Origin of the sequence: Pseudoalteromonas sp. MSK9-3, assembly GCF_003590335.1 — a bacterium.
Lineage (GTDB): Bacteria > Pseudomonadota > Gammaproteobacteria > Enterobacterales > Alteromonadaceae > Pseudoalteromonas.
This window is the reverse complement of the sequence record NZ_MIET01000032.1, coordinates 64,411-81,156: the sequence shown is the minus strand read 5'-3', so window position 1 is coordinate 81,156 and position 16,746 is coordinate 64,411. Positions and strand designations below refer to the sequence as shown.

The window sequence follows — 16,746 nt, the reverse complement described above, 5'->3', positions numbered from 1 at the left end:
TTACTCTGTTTCTGCATTTAATTTTTTCATCAGATCGCGTTGTAGCGCAGCTTTATGCTCTTCTGCAAGCGCTTGATAATCAGTATTTGATATTACAAAAAAGTCTTCTGCTCGTTCGCCAACAGTTGTAATTCTAGCGGCGTGAATGTGCAATGAATTCGCTTGAAAGACCTCGGCAATTTTTGTTAACAGTCCAGGTATATCAATGGCTTGAATTTCAATTAAATTTCTATCCGCACGGGCATGGGGCCGTACAATGACTTTAGGTTTAATATTAAAGTCTTTAAAACGTTGCGAGCGATTTTTCTTGGTACGAATTTTCTTTTTAGGATCTTTTAAAATGACTTCTAAGCCACGGCGTATCGACTTAGCTCGGCTACTGCTCATCGGGTTGCCACTTACTTCTAAGATCACGAAGTTGTACACCACCGAGTTATCTTTGGTTGTCATGACTTGAGCGTGCTGTATTTGAGCTTTTTTGGAGCCGATGACGGTGAGTAGTTTTGAGAATAAATTGGCATTATATGGACTATACACAAATACTTGTGTGCCGCCATGCATGGCTTGTTCACCCACAACAACGCAAGGTGCGTTTAAGTCGTTTATTTTAAGTAAGTGTTCACTATGCCATGAGATTTGCTGTTCACTGAATGCGGTGAAGTAGTTGGCCTTTAAACGTGACCAAATAGCATCAATCTTTTCTTCATCAAATTCTAAATTAATGAGCCGTTGTTTTGCTTGCTTTTTTTTGTCTCGAATTTGGTCGCGCATATCCATTGGGTTTTCTAGACCCAAACGTAATGCATGTTGAGAGTGTAAGTATAGCTCTCGTAGGAGCGTGTTTTTCCAATCATTCCAGAGGTTGTCATTGGTTGCGCGAATATCGGCCACAGTTAAGCAATACAAGTAATCAAGTTGACGTTCATTTTTTACAATAGAAGCAAATTCGGCGATGACATCTGGGTCGTTAATATCTTTGCGCTGCGCGGTGACAGACATCAACAAGTGATTCTCAACCAGCCAAGAGACTAAGCGAGCATCAGAATTAGTGAACCCATGTACTTTGCAGAAGGCGAGCGCATCAACGGCGCCAAGCTCTGAGTGATCGCCACCACGACCTTTGGCAATATCATGGAAGATAGCGGCTAAATAAAGCAACTCAGGCTTATCCATACGGGTGATGATTTCACTGCATAAAGGGAATTCTTTTTTTCGCTCTTTATCGGTATATAGATAAATATTGTTGATCAGCTTATGAGTGTGTTCATCTACGGTGTAGGCGTGGAATAAATCAAATTGCATTTGACCAAAAATATTACGCCATTGCGGTAAATACGCCGCGATTAAGCCATGTTTATGCATCAAAGTAAATGCTCTGCCCATGCCATTTGGATGTTTTAGCAACCGTAAGAAAGCATCCCGACAACCGGCATAGTCTTGCAAATCACCGAGCAACCGGCGACGAACTTGGCGCATTGTTCTTATTGTACTGGGCTCGATATTGGTGATTTCAGGGTGGTCGGCAATATGCTCGAATAACACCAGAAGTTGTTCTCTGCGAAAAAAGACCGAAGGATTTTTAACGCTGATTTTATTACCAATACGTTCAAAGTTGTCGTCTAACGAAACTGCGCTTTGCTCGCTTTGGTCAGGTAAAATGCTTTGTTCAAAATACGACAACAGCATTTGGTTCATTTCACGTACACGGCTCATGATCCGGAATAAGCGCTTCATCATTCGCTCTACAGAGGCTTTACCTTCAGACCCAAACCCGAGTATTTCAGCTGCATGGGGTTGATAGTCGAACAACAGTCGGTTTTCACATCGTCCCGCTGCCAAGTGCAGTGCAAATCGTATATTCCAAAGGTTTTCTAAGCACTCTAATAGTTCTTGATATTCCTCGTGAGTGAGGTAACCATGGTTGATTAATTCTTCAAGTGTTTCAGCATGGAAATGCTTTTTAGCAACCCAAAAAATAGTTTGCACATCTCTGAGGCCACCAGGGTTTTCTTTGATATTGGGTTCTAAATTATAAGCGGTGCCATGGCACTTTCGATGCCTTACTTGCTGCTCATTGGTTTTGGCAATGAAAAAGTCATCAGATTTCCAAATGGGGGTTTCTACAATATGACTTCTCAATCGCTCAAACTCGACATGATTACCACAGATAAGTCTACTTTCGAGTAAACAGGTGGTGAAATGTACATCTTCTTGTTTTTGTTCTAATACTTGATCATGGGTACGAACGCTGTGACCAATTTCTAGGTTTAGGTCCCACAGAAGTGTCACAAATTCTTCAAGTGCAGAGGTCATTTCAGCGTTGGGGGTGTCGTTAACCAGCAGTAAGAAGTCAATATCAGAATAAGGGTGTAACTCACCTCGACCATATCCACCAACTGCAATAAGGGCCAATTCTGGGTAATGGGCTAAACCAGTGTCGTTGAATAACTTTATCAACAATCGGTCTATAAATTCAGCGCGAGAATTAATGAGATTACGAACTGGCTGTTTGGAAAACTCATTGCTTAACCATTTATAAAAATAGTTTGCACAATCTTTTAAATCGCCAAGGTGCTGCGCGTTGTCGAGCAGCGTTTTTACTTTATTAGGCAATGCCACTTAAGGCCCCCTGATCCGTCTTATTTAGGTTTATGCTATCGGTTATGGTGAGCACAGTAATGTATACAGGCCCGATACATTTGCAAAGGTATTACTTAGCTTACTGACTTGCGCACAAAGGGCAACGCTTGAAGCGCATTTTTTATTGAGATATGAGCGAAGTGAGTAAAGTACCGACCAGTCTTCACTCACTTTTCGCTAAATTATGGTTAATACGAATGACTCGCAGTGAACCATGGTTGTTATGCTGTGTGCTCTATTACTCTATCGATGGTATCGTCATTACGGTGCGTTAAGATCTCCACACCATTGTCTGTAACCAATAAAGTGTGCTCCCACTGAGCAGACAAGCTGCGGTCTTTTGTCACGACAGTCCAGTTGTCTTTGAGCACTTTACATTGACGCTTACCTGCGTTGACCATAGGTTCAATGGTTAAACACATGCCCGCTTTTAATGTTTCACCCGTGCCTGGTTTACCGTAATGCATAACTTGAGGTTCTTCGTGGAATTCAGCGCCAATACCATGGCCGCAGTATTCGCGTACGATTGAATAATTAAAACCTTCAGCATACTTTTGAATTGCTGCACCAATGTCACCTAAACGCGCACCTGGTTTAACCATTTTAATGGCAAGGTAAAGGCTTTCTTGGGTAATTTCAGCAAGGCGTTTGCCTTGAATATTTGGCGTCCCTACATGGAACATTTTAGATGTATCGCCGTGGTAGCCATCTTTGATGACGGTAATATCAATATTGACACTGTCGCCATCTTTTAATGCTTTGTCATTGGGAATACCATGACAAATTACGTGATTAACGGACGTACAAATCGACTTTGGAAAACCATGGTAATTAAGCGGAGCAGGTATGCCTTGTTGCTTATTTACAATGTAATCATGACAAATTGTATTTAGCTCGTCTGTTGTGACCCCTGGCTTCACATGCGGCTCAATCATTTCTAATACTTCCGCGGCTAAACGCCCGGCAATACGCATTTTTTCGATTTCTTCAGGGGTTTTAATCACTGCACTCATTCAGACTCCAAGTCGGTTATTTTAAGTTAGTTACAACGCACAATTTTTATACTGATTGTTGAGTTCTGTTATTTTATATGGTATAAAGCGCGCCGTCTTTTTACAAATTTATCTTAGAGATGTTTGTATTTAAGGCAACCACAATTTTATTTTAACACACACACATATCGACACATACACTTGGGTGCATGTCTTAGTAAAATACTGAACATGTTGGTGCTATGGGATATGTGGAGGCTTAACCCTAACTAACTTAGAGGAAATTAAAATGGCAAACGTTTCAATGCGCGATATGCTTCAAGCTGGTGTTCACTTCGGTCACCAAGCACGTTACTGGAACCCAAAGATGAAGCCTTTCATCTTCGGCGCTCGTAACCGTGTACATATCATCAACCTTGAAAAAACTGTACCAATGTTCAACGACGCACTTAAGTTCTTACAGAACGCTGCTTCTAACAAAGGTAAAATTCTTTTCGTAGGTACTAAGCGCGCTGCAAGCGAAGCAGTTAAAGAGTCAGCTCTTCAAAGTGAGCAGTTCTACGTAAATCACCGTTGGTTAGGTGGTATGTTGACTAACTGGAAAACAGTTCGTCAATCAATCAAGCGTCTTAAAGACCTTGAAACTCAAAGCCAAGACGGTACTTTCGAGAAGCTAACTAAAAAAGAAGCGTTAATGCTTACTCGTGAAATGGAAAAGCTTGAAAAGAGCCTTGGCGGTATCAAAGATATGGGCGGTCTTCCAGACGCTATCTTCGTTATCGATGCAGATCACGAGCACATTGCAATTCGCGAAGCTAACAACCTAGGTATTCCAGTAGTATCAGTAGTTGATACTAACTCGAACCCAGATGGTGTTGATTTCATCATCCCAGGTAACGACGATGCAATCCGTGCTATCCAGCTTTACACTGGCGCTGTTGCAACTGCTATCACTGAAGGCCGTGAAAGCAATATCGTTGCTCAAGCAGAGAACGACGATTTCGTTGAAGCTGAGTAATTAGCTGTCATCAAGTCTTCATCAATTCGTGATGAAGACTTGATATTCTTGAAGAGCGGTCATCCCGCTTCCCTAAACATATTCAGATCTGAGGATATACTAATGGCTGTAACTGCTGCCCTAGTTAAAGAATTACGCGAGCGTACTGGCGCTGGCATGATGGATTGTAAAAAAGCGCTAACTGAAACTGCTGGTGACATTGAACTAGCAATTGAAAACATGCGTAAGAGCGGTGCTGCAAAGGCTGCTAAGAAAGCAGGTAACATTGCTGCTGAAGGCACAATCCTTATCAAAGAAGGCGCAGGTTTTGCTGCACTTCTAGAAGTTAACTGTCAAACAGACTTCGTTGCTAAAGATGAGAGCTTCCTTGCGTTCGCTAACTCTGTACTAGACGTTGCTGCAACTTCTAAAGTTGCTGTTGCTGAGCTTCAAGCACAGTTTGAAGAAGCACGTGTTGCATTAGTTGCTAAAATCGGTGAAAACATCAACGTTCGTCGCGTTGAGTACATCGACGGTGCAAGCCTTTCTACATACCGTCACGGTGAGCGTATCGGTGTTGTTGTTGCTGGTGAAGCTGATGCGGAAACGCTTAAGCACGTAGCTATGCACGTTGCTGCATCTAAGCCTGAGTACGTAAACCCTGAAGACGTACCTGCAGACGTAGTTGAAAAAGAAAAAGCGGTTCAAATCGACATCGCGATGAACGAAGGCAAGCCTGCTGAAATCGCTGAGAAAATGGTTGTTGGTCGTATGAAGAAGTTCACTGGTGAGATCTCTCTTACTGGTCAAGCGTTCATCATGGAACCTAAAAAATCTGTTGGCGATATCCTTAAAGAAAAAGGCGCAACAGTATCTAACTTCGTACGTTTAGAAGTTGGCGAAGGTATCGAGAAGAAAGAAGAAGATTTCGCTGCTGAAGTTGCTGCTCAAATCGCAGCTGCAAAAGGCGAGTAATCTCTCTTTTCTCAGCAAAAAAAGCAATGAGGTCGTAATGGCGGATTTGCTTTTGCTTCAACGCTGAAAATTCTTTAAAATAACCGCGCATTTATGACTTTCATAAGCGCGGTTATTTTTTATCTCACTTTTACAAATGGCCCGGAAACTATGACTATCAATCGAAAACCTGTTTTTAGACGCGTTCTTCTCAAACTAAGCGGTGAAGCTTTAATGGGAGATGAAGGCTTTGGCATTGATCCAAAAGTATTGGATCGTATGGCACAAGAAATAAAAGAATTAGTAGAGCTCGACGTAGAAGTGGGTTTAGTTATCGGGGGCGGTAACTTCTTACGAGGTGGTTCATTGGCTGAAGCGGGTATGAACCGCGTAGTCGGCGACCACATGGGCATGCTTGCAACCGTGATGAACGGTTTAGCAATGCGTGACGCACTGCACCGTGCGTTTGTAAACTGTCGTTTAATGTCGGCAATTCCACTGAACGGCGTATGTGACGCGTACAACTGGGCTGAAGCAATTAGCTTGTTAAAGTCTGGCCGAGTTGTTATTTTCTCAGCGGGTACGGGTAATCCATTTTTCACAACTGATTCAGCTGCATGTCTGCGTGGTATTGAAATTGAAGCCGATACTGTGATCAAAGCGACAAAAGTTGATGGCGTATTTAGTGATGACCCAGTTAAGAACCCTGACGCAACCTTGTATCGTCATTTGACGTACAATGAGATCATTGATCAAGAATTAAAGGTGATGGACTTAGCGGCATTTACGCTAGCACGTGACCATAATATGCCTTTAAGCGTATTTAACATGAATAAACCTGGCGCGTTAAAACGTGTCATTATGGGCGAAGAAGAGGGCACTCTTATCTCTTCAGCACCTTCTGAATAATCAAACAAGACTAGGATTGAATTGTGATTAACGATATTAAAAAAGACGCGCAAGAGCGCATGCAAAAAAGTGTGGCAGCCCTAGCTAGCCAACTTTCTAAAATTCGTACTGGCCGTGCACACCCTGCATTGCTAGACGGCATCATGGTATCTTATTACGGTGCTGATACACCGTTAAACCAGGTTGCAAATGTATCAACAGAAGACTCTCGTACACTAACAATTAGTGTATTCGATAAATCTTTGGCTCAAGCTGTTGAAAAAGCAATTATGTCTTCTGACTTAGGTTTGAACCCAATGTCAGCAGGTACTATAATTCGCGTGCCATTACCGCCGCTAACTGAAGAGCGTCGTAAAGACTTAATCAAAATTGTTCGTGGTGAAGTTGAGGGTGGCCGTGTTGCTATTCGTAATATTCGTCGTGATGCCAATGGTGATGTTAAGTCTTTGTTAAAAGATAAAGACATTTCTGAAGATGAAGCACGTCAAGCTGAAGATGAAGTTCAGAAGCTTACTGACAAGTTTGTTAAAGAAATGGATACACAATTGAGCGCAAAAGAAGCTGAGTTGATGGAAATCTAAGCAATTCAAAATTATTAGTTTTGCAACGCTGTCTGGGGTATACTAGGCGGCGTTTTTTTTTATATAAATCGGGATTTATGAGTTTAAACGCTGACACAATTTCGCAGCAGTCATTGCCAAAACACATCGCAATTATTATGGATGGCAATGGGCGGTGGGCGCAATCTCGCAATCGTCCACGAACATATGGTCATAAAAAAGGCGTTGATGCGGTTCGTTCCGCAGTTCAATTTTGTTCAAAGCTAAAAATAGAGTCATTAACTTTATTTGCATTTAGTAGCGAAAATTGGCGTCGACCTGAAGATGAAGTAAGTACATTAATGGAGTTATTTCTTTTTGTACTGACCAAAGAAGTGAAAAAGCTTCATAAAAATAATGTTAAATTAAACGTTATTGGTGAAATATCTCGTTTTCCAAGCTCTTTGCAAGAGCGGGTGCAGGCAGCCCATGCGTTAACAGAGAATAACACCGGCTTACAATTAAATATTGCAGCAAACTATGGTGGTCGTTGGGATATAACGCAAGCGGCACAAAAACTTGCAATGCAGGCGAGTGAAGGAAAAATTCAGCCAAGTGATATCACGGAAGAAGCAATAACAAAACAGCTTTCAATGGCACATCAAAGCGAACTAGATTTGCTAATACGAACTGGTGGAGACTGTCGTATAAGTAATTTTTTGCTTTGGCAAGCAGCATATGCTGAACTCTATTTCACAGATACACTCTGGCCTGATTTTAATGAAGAGGCGTTTGCAGAGGCGATTGCATGTTATGTATCTAGAGAGCGACGTTTTGGCTGCACGGGCGATCAAATAAAAGAACTACTCGCTGTGTCTAAAGTAACAAGTTAAAGGTAATTAATTTGCTTAAACAACGAATCTTGACTTCAGTGGTGCTTGCACCGCTGGCTCTACTTTTGGTGTTTTATACGCCACTGGCTTTATTTAGTTTTATCGCGGCCGCTATTGTATTACTCGGTGCCTGGGAATGGTCTGCCTTCATGGGGTTAGCTAAAAACCGTCAACGCTTGTGTGTTGTGGGGCTTATGGGCATTATTATCTCCATATTGCATGTACATTGGCCCATAGAATCACTCTGGCAACAGGGCAAGTTAGTCGCTGATGCGAACTATATTTTTACCTTGTCTTTTGCTTGGTGGCTAGTCGCTACTTTTCTAATATTCAAATACCCCTCCATGAGTCGCGCTTGGAGCGACGGTATCGTGATGAGAGCCATTGCGGGTGTCTTGACATTGATCCCACTGTGGTTAGCGCTAAATGTGATGCGCAGTGCCGAATATGTGCAAGCTCAACAATATGGTTCAACACTTATCATGGTGGTACTGGGTATTGTATGGAGTGCTGATATTGGAGCATATTTTGCGGGTAAAAACTTTGGTAAGCGCAAACTGATGCCAAGAGTGAGCCCGAATAAAACCATTGAAGGCTTGTTGGGTGGCGTACTTACCTCCGTTATTTTTGTTTTAATATTTTGTTACTTTGCCGACGTAGAGCCAAAGCAATGGCTGTTATTTGGTGGGCTAACGGTGGTGATTGCATTATTTTCAGCCATTGGCGACTTACTTGAAAGTATGTTTAAGCGTGAAGCAGGTTTAAAGGACTCAGGTTCAATATTACCGGGCCACGGTGGCATATTAGATAGGATCGATAGCTTAACAGCTGCAGCGCCTATTTTTGCCTTGTGTTATGCATGGACAGTCACTCTATGAGTATGAAAAGTAATGTGGTCATACTCGGTGCGACGGGCTCTATTGGCTTATCAACACTTGATGTGATTCAAAGAAATCAAGCGCGTTATTCTATCTTTGCTTTGGCAGCGGGCAGTAATGTTGAGAGCATGCAAAAGCTTTGCGTAACACATCAGCCTAAGTATGCTGTTATGCACTGTGAAGTGGCTGCAAAACAGCTTAAAGAAGCACTCAAGCACACTCATATAGAAGTGTTGAGCGGAACGCAGGCGATGTGTGACCTTGCTGCTCACAGCGACGTTGATACTGTAATGTCAGCCATTGTTGGCGCTGCGGGGTTATTACCAACGCTTGCTGCGGTAGAGGCAGGTAAAAAGGTATTGTTGGCCAATAAAGAGTCACTTGTAATGTCAGGGCAGCTATTTATGGATAAAGTAGCAAAATATGGTGCCACTTTATTGCCAATTGACAGCGAACATAATGCAATTTATCAATGTTTGCCTTATACATTGCAACAAAACACAGACCTTGGGCTGGATAGCCAAGGGATCAACAAGATTCTACTGACTGGTTCTGGTGGCCCATTTTTAACACGTGATCTAAAAACATTACCTCATGTGACGGTCAAAGAAGCGGTCGCTCATCCAAATTGGTCAATGGGTCAAAAAATCTCAGTAGACTCAGCGACTATGATGAATAAAGGATTAGAGTTTATAGAGGCTAAGTGGCTATTTAATTGTGCGGTAGATGACATTGAAGTGGTTATTCATCCACAAAGTATGATCCACTCTATGGTGCAATATAAAGATGGTTCCGTTATCGCCCAAATGGGGCAACCAGATATGCGCACACCAATTGCGTATGGCCTTGCTTATCCAGGTCGGATAAACGCTGGGGTTGCACCGTTAGACTTTTCTACTATCGCTAACTTTACCTTCTCTAAGCCTGACTTTACGCGTTATCCTAACTTAGCGTTAGCTATAGAGGCATGTCGTTCAGGTCAAGCGGCAACCACAACCATTAATGCTGCCAATGAAATATCGGTGGCGGCATTTTTAGCCAATGAAATTGGTTTTTGTGACATTTACAGAATTAATTCAGAGGTGCTTGCTAAGTCGACATTAAACTCATTAAACTCGGTACAAGCAATTATGGAACAAGATGCACAAGCACGTGCGATCGCAAGACAGTGTATTAGTGAGTTGAATTAACTATGTTTGAGTTTTTATGGAATCTCGGTTCGTTTATTGTAGCGCTAGGCATATTAGTAACCGTCCATGAATATGGCCACTTCTGGGTGGCAAGAAAGTGCTCTGTAGAAGTACAGCGTTTCTCTATTGGTTTTGGAAAACCGTTATTAAAATGGCACGATAAGCTTGGCACTGAGTATGTTATTGCCCTTATCCCACTTGGCGGCTATGTCAAAATGTTGGATGGGAGAGTTGACGAGGTGCCAGAACATAAGCGTCATCTCGCTTTCGATAGTAAACCCGTATTATCAAAAATAGCCGTCGTGGCTGCTGGTCCCATTGCTAACTTTTTATTCGCTATTATTGTTCTAGCCGCTATGTATATGATTGGCGTACAAAATATAAAACCTGTGGTGGGTGGTGTTACTGAACAAAGCAGAGCTGCGACTGCAAATTTACAAGTAGGTGATCACATATTACAGCTGGGTGATAAGTCAGTGTCATCATGGCAAGAGGTCACGTTTGGTTTAATGAGTAATTTGGGTGAAGAGCAGGTTGTTGTTAAGGTTCAGGATGCGCAGCAGCAGATCCGCTTAAGAACTTTACCATTAAACAATTGGAAGCTGGATAAACAAGATGAAGCCCCCCTTCAATCTGTAGGAATACAGCCTTTTCGCCCAGAGATCACGTTAACACTGGCACATGTTCAAACTGGTTCCGCAGCAGAAAAAGCGGGTTTACAAGTTGGCGATACAATACGTTCAATTGATTCTGAACCGGTACAAAGTTGGCAGTCCTTGGTTGATAAAGTGAAGGCGTCAGCAAAACAACCGTTACGTATTATGGTTATGCGCGCTCAAGAAGAAATCAGTTTAACTGTCATTCCAGGGGCTAATACACTGAAAAGTGGCGAGACGGTTGGGTACTTAGGGGTTGTGCCTCAGCTAGCTGAATGGCCGCTAGGGTACATAGAAACTAGACAATATGGCCCATTGGATAGTATGGTGCTGGGCATAAAAAAGACGTATGAGCTAATTAGCCTTAGTTTTGATATGATTGGCAACCTAATTACAGGTCAAGTATCCGTCAAAAATTTAAGTGGACCAGTAGGTATCGCTGTAGGAGCAGGCAATAGCGTAAGCTATGGTATTGTTGCCTTTTTGGGCTTTTTAGCTCTGATTAGTGTTAACTTAGGTGTTTTTAATTTATTGCCGCTGCCAGTCTTAGATGGTGGGCATTTAATGTATTACTTAATTGAACTAATCCGTAAAAAACCAGTCTCTGAAAAGACACAAGAGTTAGGGTTTAAGGTTGGTGCTTTGCTATTAATCGCTCTAACATGTTTTGCTTTATTAAATGATGTATCGAGACTGTAGCTCGAATTGGTGTATACAACACCCGTCAAAGCGTAATGACGCTAATTGTTGTAAAGGATAAAGATAATAAAATGCCTATAAAAAAACATCTCGCAGTAACCAGCTTACTGGGCGCAAGTTTTGCCGCTTTGGGGCAAAATTCCTTTATCGTAGAAGATTTAAAAGTTGAAGGGCTACAGCGCGTAGCGTTGGGTGCCGCTTTAACTCATATCCCCATTAATGTGGGGGATTCGGTAGATGAATACACGATATCTAGAACCATTAAAGCGCTTTATAAGTCAGGACATTTTGATGACATAGCTGTATTACGCGATGGCAATCAAGTTATTTTTAAAGTGCGTGAAAGGCCAACGATCGCGTCTATCGAATTTGATGGCAATAAAGACATTAAAGATGAACAACTGAATGAAAGTCTAGAAGGTCAAGATATTCGTGCTGGAGAGCCGCTAGATAAAACGGTGCTAGATAATATCGAAAAAGGACTGATTGAGTTCTTTCACAGTATTGGTAAATATAATGCGAAAATTGATGTGAGTATTATCGATTTACCGCGTAACCGAGTACGATTGAAATTAGAGTTTGACGAAGGGGATGCAGCCTCTATTCGACAAATAAACCTTGTTGGTAATGAGCTATTCTCTGATGAAGAGCTGCTTAAACTTGCTGAGTCTCAGCAAGACTTACCTTGGTGGCAGTTTATGTCAAATGACCGTTACCAAAAGCAAACAGTTGAAGGCGATCTTGAGAAGATCCGCAGCTTTTATTTAGACCGTGGCTATTTACGCTTTAATATTGACTCAACACAAGTATCTGTAAGCCCTGAGCGAGAGTCTGTTTATGTTACGGCTAACTTGACTGAAGGTGAAAAGTATTCGGTTAAAAGCTTTGATTTTATCGGTGACTTACTCGGCAGAGAAGAGCTTGTTAAAAGTGTGATCCCATTACGCGCGGGTGAGCTCTATAATGGCTCAGTCGTTACTTCCTCTGAAGAGTTTATTAAGAGCTATTTAGCTCGGTTTGGTTATGCGAATGCTGAAGTTCGTACTATCCCCGAAATTGATGATGAAAACAAAGAAGTTAAATTAACCTTATCGGTTAATCCAGGCAAGCGCGTCTATGTACGTCGTATTATGGTCAATGGTAACCAGGTGACAGCTGACGAAGTGGTACGCCGTGAGATGACACAACTAGAGGGTGCTTGGTTATCTAACCGAAATTTAGAGCGCTCAAAACTGCAAATCCAGCGTTTACCTTACATGGAAAGTGTTGAGTTTGATATTAAGCCAATTTCAGGTATTGATGATCAGGTTGATATTGATTTTGATGTGAAAGAGCAACCAGCAGGCAGTTTTCAGGCAGGTGTTGCATATGGTTCATATGGAGGCATGCAATTTAATGTGGGTGTCAGCGAATCTAACTTCTTGGGTACAGGTAACCAAGTAGCGTTTAATATTAATACGTCAAAAGGTTCAGACCGCTACAGTGTTTCTTATACAAACCCTTACTTTACACCGGATGGGGTATCGCAAGGTAGTAGTATTTTCTTCAGCAATTTAGATGCGAGCAAATACAGTTTAATTGACTATAAACAACGTAATTATGGTTTAGGGACGAGCTTTGGTTTTCCTATTGACGCGGTTAATAGAATTAACCTGAGTGGTCGTTGGATAGAAGAGTCTCTGTCAGATATCGCTGAATATGAACAGACCCGAATTTTACGATTGAGTTTCCTTGACGAAGAAAACCCAGGTGCAGATTTTGATTTTACTAAGTATGAATTAAGCCTAGGCTGGTCTCGAGTTACGGTTAACCGTGGTATGTTCCCAACCGATGGCTCACGTCAATCATTGAGCTTAACTGCGACAACACCTAACTCTGACTTAAACTACTTTAAAATCAATTACGACTCGCGCTTTTACTGGCCTATCAGTAATGATCACCGGTGGGTATTCTCTGCTCGTGCGGCACTTGGCTATGGTAATGGCTATGGGGAGACAAACGGCTTTGAGCAAATATTACCATTCCAAGAGTTTTTTAAAATTACCGAAATGGAACTACGTGGTTTTGATAGAAATACTATCTTACCTCGAGCGTTACAGCGCTCTCCACTTCCTTTACCAGGTTCAACATTACCTGATGGCTCTCCAAGCGGAAATATTGGTGGCAACCCTGAATTTGACCAACTTATTCAAGGGGGTCGAATTGGTGGTAATGCCAAGGTTGTTGCGGGTATTGAAATGATTGTACCTACGCCATTTTTAGATGAAGATAATACCAGTTCGGTTCGAACTAGCTTTTTTGTGGATGCTGCGAACGTGTGGGACACTGAGTTTGATATAGATCGCTACATGCATTTACCTGAACATCAGTTTAATCAACTTGATGATTACTCTGATCCAAATAGATTGAGGGTCTCAGCTGGTTTATCCATTCAGTGGATTTCACCGATGGGACCAATGTTGATTAGTTTTGCTCATCCGTTAAGACAAGAAGAAGACGATGAAACAAAAGCTATCAGCTTTAATATCAGTAATACATTCTAAGGAGTTAATTTGTGAACAAACTATTTAAAACGACAGCAGTAACAGTAATGGCTGCACTAATTATGGGTACTTCTGCGAGCGCACTTGCTCATAAAGTGGGTATTGTAGATATGCAACAGGTCTACAAGCAAATTCCACAAATGGCTAAAATTGAGCAGCAATTGCAAACTGAGTTTGCAGAGCGCCGTCAAGAGCTTGAAAAAATCCAAGGCGACATTCGTTTTGAAGCTGAAAAGTTCAAGCGTGAAAGCGCGACCATGAGTGACGACCAAAAAGCAGCCCTACGTGAAAAAATTCAAGGTATGCAAAAGACGTTGACTGAAAAGGGCCGCCCTTTAGAGCAAGAGATTAAAGTTAGACAAAACCAAGAGCTTGCAAAGGTTCAGGAAGTGATCATTAGCACAATTCAAACTGTTGCCAAAAAAGGAAAGTTTGACGAAGTACGAGTTAAAGATACCACTATTTACTTCAATCCTGATAAAGTAACGGACCTTTCAAGCAAAATTGTTGACGCGGTAAGCAAAAAATAATGACCAAGCAGTATACCTTGGGGCAACTAGCGGCGCATATTGATGCGTCCGTAGTTGGTGATAGTGATTATGTAATTGACAGAATTGCCACACTATCTAAGGCTGGCCCAACAGAGATCGCCTTTTTAGCGAATAAAAAATATCGCAATCAACTTGAGCAAACAGGTGCCGGTGCGGTGATTGTTTCACAAGAAGAGGCTGCGCATTTTTCAGGTAATAAAATTGTCGTGAAGAATGCCTATATTGCCTATGCTCACTTAGCTCAAATGATGGATACGACACCTGCGTCTGCGTCGAATGTACATTCTTCTGCTGTAATTCATGGTAGCGTTCAATTAAGTGACAGTGTGAGTGTCGGTGCAAATGCGGTGATTGAAGCGGGCGCTATTTTGGGCGACAACGTTCAAATTGGTCCTGGTTGCTTTGTTGGGTGCAATACCAAAATTGGTAACAATACCAAGCTATGGGCCAATGTAACGGTTTATCATGATGTTGTAATTGGTGATAATTGCTTGTTCCAATCAGGGGCTGTTATTGGTAGCGATGGTTTTGGCTACGCGAATGAAGCTGGAAAGTGGATCAAAATCCCTCAAGTTGGCAGTGTCAATATTGGCAATAGCGTTGAAGTTGGTGCGAATACGGTTATTGACCGAGGTGCACTGGATGATACGGTTATTCATGACAATGTAATTTTAGATAACTTGATCCAAATTGCACATAACGTTGAGATTGGTGAAGGTACTGCGATAGCCGGAGCAACGGTTATCGCTGGTAGCTCGACGATTGGCAAACATTGCCAAATTGCAGGTTTAGTTGGTATCAATGGTCATATAGACATCTGTGATGGTGTTATCATCACGGGTATGACCATGGTCACTAAAGCGATTACCGAATCTGGAGTATATTCATCTGGAATACCACACTCAGCGAATAAAGAATGGCGTCGTAATATCGCTCATTTTCGCAATTTATCAGAGTTCAAGCAGCGTTTGAAGTCGTTAGAAACACTGACTGAGCAACTACAAAACATTGATGATTAAAAGGATGCTACTTTGGCAAACGAATTAAACAGCTTTGATACACAAGAGATATTAAAGCTATTACCTCATCGTTACCCAATGTTGTTAGTCGACAAAGTGATCGACTATAAAGCTGGTGAGTATTTACATGCAATTAAGAATGTCACAGTAAATGAGCCTATTTTTACCGGGCATTTTCCAGGACAGCCTATCTTTCCTGGTGTGATGATTTTAGAAGCTATGGCACAGGCCACGGGGTTACTCGGTTTTAAAACCGTAGAGCATCGTAGCGAAGGTGAACTATACTTATTTGCAGCAATCGATAATGCACGATTTAAGCAACCAGTTTTACCTGGTGATACCATGCATTTGCATATTGATTTTGTGAAAGAGCGCCGAAACATATGGAAGTTTCACGGTGAAGCAAAGGTAGACGGCAAAGTAGTGTGCAGCGCCGAGCTAATGTGTGCGAGAAGAGAGTTATAACAGTGATCCATCCTACTGCGATTATTGAATCGGGTGCAAAGCTGGGTAACAACGTAAAAGTTGGCCCATATAGTTATATTGGTCATGATGTTGTGCTAGGTGATAATTGTATTATCGAGTCTCATGTTGTGATAAAAGGACCATCGACCATTGGAGCGGGCAATCATATTTTTCAGTTTGCTTCAGTGGGTGAAGCTTGCCAAGATAAAAAGTACAAGGATGAGCCGACACAACTAATTATTGGTGATAATAACGTTATTCGAGAATGTGCGACGATTCATCGAGGCACAATTCAAGATCAAGGTATTACTCGCATCGGCAGTAACAACCTATTTATGGCATATACGCATGTTGCGCATGATGCTGTAATTGGTAGTAATGTTATTTTTGCCAATGGCGCCAGTGTTGCAGGGCACGTGCATGTGGGTGATTGGGTGATTTTAGCTGGTAATACTGGGGTTCATCAATTTTGCAAGATTGGTGATCATGCATTTATTGGTATGTACTCAGGCGTTAATAAAGATGTCCCACCGTTTGTTACAACCACAGGCACCCCTGCTAAGCCGGCTGCAATTAATACCGAAGGCATGAAACGCCGAGGTTTTGATAGCGATGAAATAATGGCTGTGAGACGTGCATACAAGGCGTTTTATCGTAAAGGTTATAGCCTTGAAGAAGCCGTTCTGTCGTTAGAGGAAGATGCTAAACAGTTTGGTGCGGTGAAACAAATGATCGACTTTTTAGATACGTCAGATCGCGGTATTATTCGTTAGTCAGCCCGTGTAATAAAGACTATGATGAACGCCATACAGGTTATTTTG

The 16,746-nt window shown here is 41.9% G+C and carries 15 protein-coding genes; 13 read left to right on the top strand and 2 right to left on the bottom strand.

The window, feature by feature from the left end; all coding sequences use genetic code 11:
• Both glnD and map read right to left on the bottom strand, forming a co-directional pair.
• Entirely contained in the window at window positions 1–2,619 is a 2,619-nt protein-coding gene (gene glnD / locus BGP78_RS14520) for a [protein-PII] uridylyltransferase (protein ID WP_119862044.1), read from the bottom strand.
• 242 nt (window positions 2,620–2,861) lie between these two features.
• A complete protein-coding gene (gene map, locus BGP78_RS14515) occupies window positions 2,862–3,653 on the bottom strand; it encodes a type I methionyl aminopeptidase (protein WP_119862043.1) in 792 nt (263 codons plus the stop codon).
• 268 nt (window positions 3,654–3,921) lie between these two features.
• Here map and rpsB point away from each other — a divergent pair, with 268 nt between their 5' ends.
• The 13 genes from rpsB (at window position 3,922) to lpxA (ending at window position 16,698) form a co-directional block, all read left to right on the top strand.
• Window positions 3,922–4,650: a 30S ribosomal protein S2 gene (rpsB, locus tag BGP78_RS14510; RefSeq protein WP_010361623.1), complete on the top strand. Its 729-nt coding sequence runs from the start codon at window positions 3,922–3,924 to the stop codon at window positions 4,648–4,650.
• Between the two features lie 102 nt (window positions 4,651–4,752).
• The gene (gene tsf / locus BGP78_RS14505) at window positions 4,753–5,604 is read left to right on the top strand and encodes a translation elongation factor Ts (protein WP_010361624.1); all 852 of its coding nucleotides are present in this window, start codon (window positions 4,753–4,755) and stop codon (window positions 5,602–5,604) included.
• A 150-nt stretch (window positions 5,605–5,754) separates the two neighbouring features.
• Window positions 5,755–6,492, top strand: coding sequence for a UMP kinase (gene pyrH, locus BGP78_RS14500; protein ID WP_119862042.1), 738 nt, complete (start codon window positions 5,755–5,757; stop codon window positions 6,490–6,492).
• Between the two features lie 23 nt (window positions 6,493–6,515).
• Window positions 6,516–7,073, top strand: a complete 558-nt coding sequence (gene frr, locus BGP78_RS14495; protein ID WP_119862041.1) for a ribosome recycling factor — start codon at window positions 6,516–6,518, stop codon at window positions 7,071–7,073.
• A 77-nt stretch (window positions 7,074–7,150) separates the two neighbouring features.
• On the top strand, window positions 7,151–7,924 hold the full coding sequence (locus tag BGP78_RS14490; RefSeq protein ID WP_119862040.1) for an isoprenyl transferase: 774 nt from the start codon (window positions 7,151–7,153) through the stop codon (window positions 7,922–7,924).
• A gap of 11 nt (window positions 7,925–7,935) precedes the next feature.
• Entirely contained in the window at window positions 7,936–8,802 is an 867-nt protein-coding gene (locus BGP78_RS14485) for a phosphatidate cytidylyltransferase (RefSeq protein WP_119862039.1), read from the top strand.
• Window positions 8,799–9,992: a 1-deoxy-D-xylulose-5-phosphate reductoisomerase gene (ispC, locus tag BGP78_RS14480; protein ID WP_119862038.1), complete on the top strand. Its 1,194-nt coding sequence runs from the start codon at window positions 8,799–8,801 to the stop codon at window positions 9,990–9,992. Before BGP78_RS14485 ends, ispC begins: the two co-directional genes overlap by 4 nt.
• Before the next feature lie 2 nt (window positions 9,993–9,994).
• Window positions 9,995–11,347 carry a sigma E protease regulator RseP gene (gene rseP, locus BGP78_RS14475; RefSeq protein ID WP_119862037.1) on the top strand — a complete coding sequence of 451 codons (1,353 nt, stop codon included), beginning with the start codon at window positions 9,995–9,997 and terminating at the stop codon, window positions 11,345–11,347.
• A 71-nt stretch (window positions 11,348–11,418) separates the two neighbouring features.
• Entirely contained in the window at window positions 11,419–13,890 is a 2,472-nt protein-coding gene (bamA, locus tag BGP78_RS14470) for an outer membrane protein assembly factor BamA (RefSeq protein ID WP_119862166.1), read from the top strand.
• Between the two features lie 11 nt (window positions 13,891–13,901).
• Window positions 13,902–14,420, top strand: a complete 519-nt coding sequence (locus BGP78_RS14465; RefSeq protein ID WP_119862036.1) for an OmpH family outer membrane protein — start codon at window positions 13,902–13,904, stop codon at window positions 14,418–14,420.
• Window positions 14,420–15,460: a UDP-3-O-(3-hydroxymyristoyl)glucosamine N-acyltransferase gene (gene lpxD / locus BGP78_RS14460; protein ID WP_119862035.1), complete on the top strand. Its 1,041-nt coding sequence runs from the start codon at window positions 14,420–14,422 to the stop codon at window positions 15,458–15,460. Before BGP78_RS14465 ends, lpxD begins: the two co-directional genes overlap by 1 nt.
• Window positions 15,461–15,472: 12 nt before the next feature.
• Window positions 15,473–15,925, top strand: coding sequence for a 3-hydroxyacyl-ACP dehydratase FabZ (gene fabZ, locus BGP78_RS14455; RefSeq protein ID WP_010361634.1), 453 nt, complete (start codon window positions 15,473–15,475; stop codon window positions 15,923–15,925).
• Window positions 15,926–15,927: 2 nt separating this feature from the next.
• Window positions 15,928–16,698, top strand: coding sequence for an acyl-ACP--UDP-N-acetylglucosamine O-acyltransferase (gene lpxA, locus BGP78_RS14450; RefSeq protein ID WP_119862034.1), 771 nt, complete (start codon window positions 15,928–15,930; stop codon window positions 16,696–16,698).
• Window positions 16,699–16,746 lie beyond the last annotated feature (48 nt).

What these genes read in the sequence shown, in the direction of transcription:
- pyrH (WP_119862042.1), top strand. Translation starts at nt 5,755, where the DNA reads ATGACTATCAATCGAAAACCTGTTTTTAGACGCGTTCTTCTCAAACTA.
- bamA (WP_119862166.1), top strand. Translation starts at nt 11,419, where the DNA reads ATGCCTATAAAAAAACATCTCGCAGTAACCAGCTTACTGGGCGCAAGT.
- BGP78_RS14490 (WP_119862040.1), top strand. Translation starts at nt 7,151, where the DNA reads ATGAGTTTAAACGCTGACACAATTTCGCAGCAGTCATTGCCAAAACAC.
- map (WP_119862043.1), bottom strand. Translation starts at nt 3,653, where the DNA reads ATGAGTGCAGTGATTAAAACCCCTGAAGAAATCGAAAAAATGCGTATT.
- tsf (WP_010361624.1), top strand. Translation starts at nt 4,753, where the DNA reads ATGGCTGTAACTGCTGCCCTAGTTAAAGAATTACGCGAGCGTACTGGC.
- lpxD (WP_119862035.1), top strand. Translation starts at nt 14,420, where the DNA reads ATGACCAAGCAGTATACCTTGGGGCAACTAGCGGCGCATATTGATGCG.
- rpsB (WP_010361623.1), top strand. Translation starts at nt 3,922, where the DNA reads ATGGCAAACGTTTCAATGCGCGATATGCTTCAAGCTGGTGTTCACTTC.
- rseP (WP_119862037.1), top strand. Translation starts at nt 9,995, where the DNA reads ATGTTTGAGTTTTTATGGAATCTCGGTTCGTTTATTGTAGCGCTAGGC.
- ispC (WP_119862038.1), top strand. Translation starts at nt 8,799, where the DNA reads ATGAGTATGAAAAGTAATGTGGTCATACTCGGTGCGACGGGCTCTATT.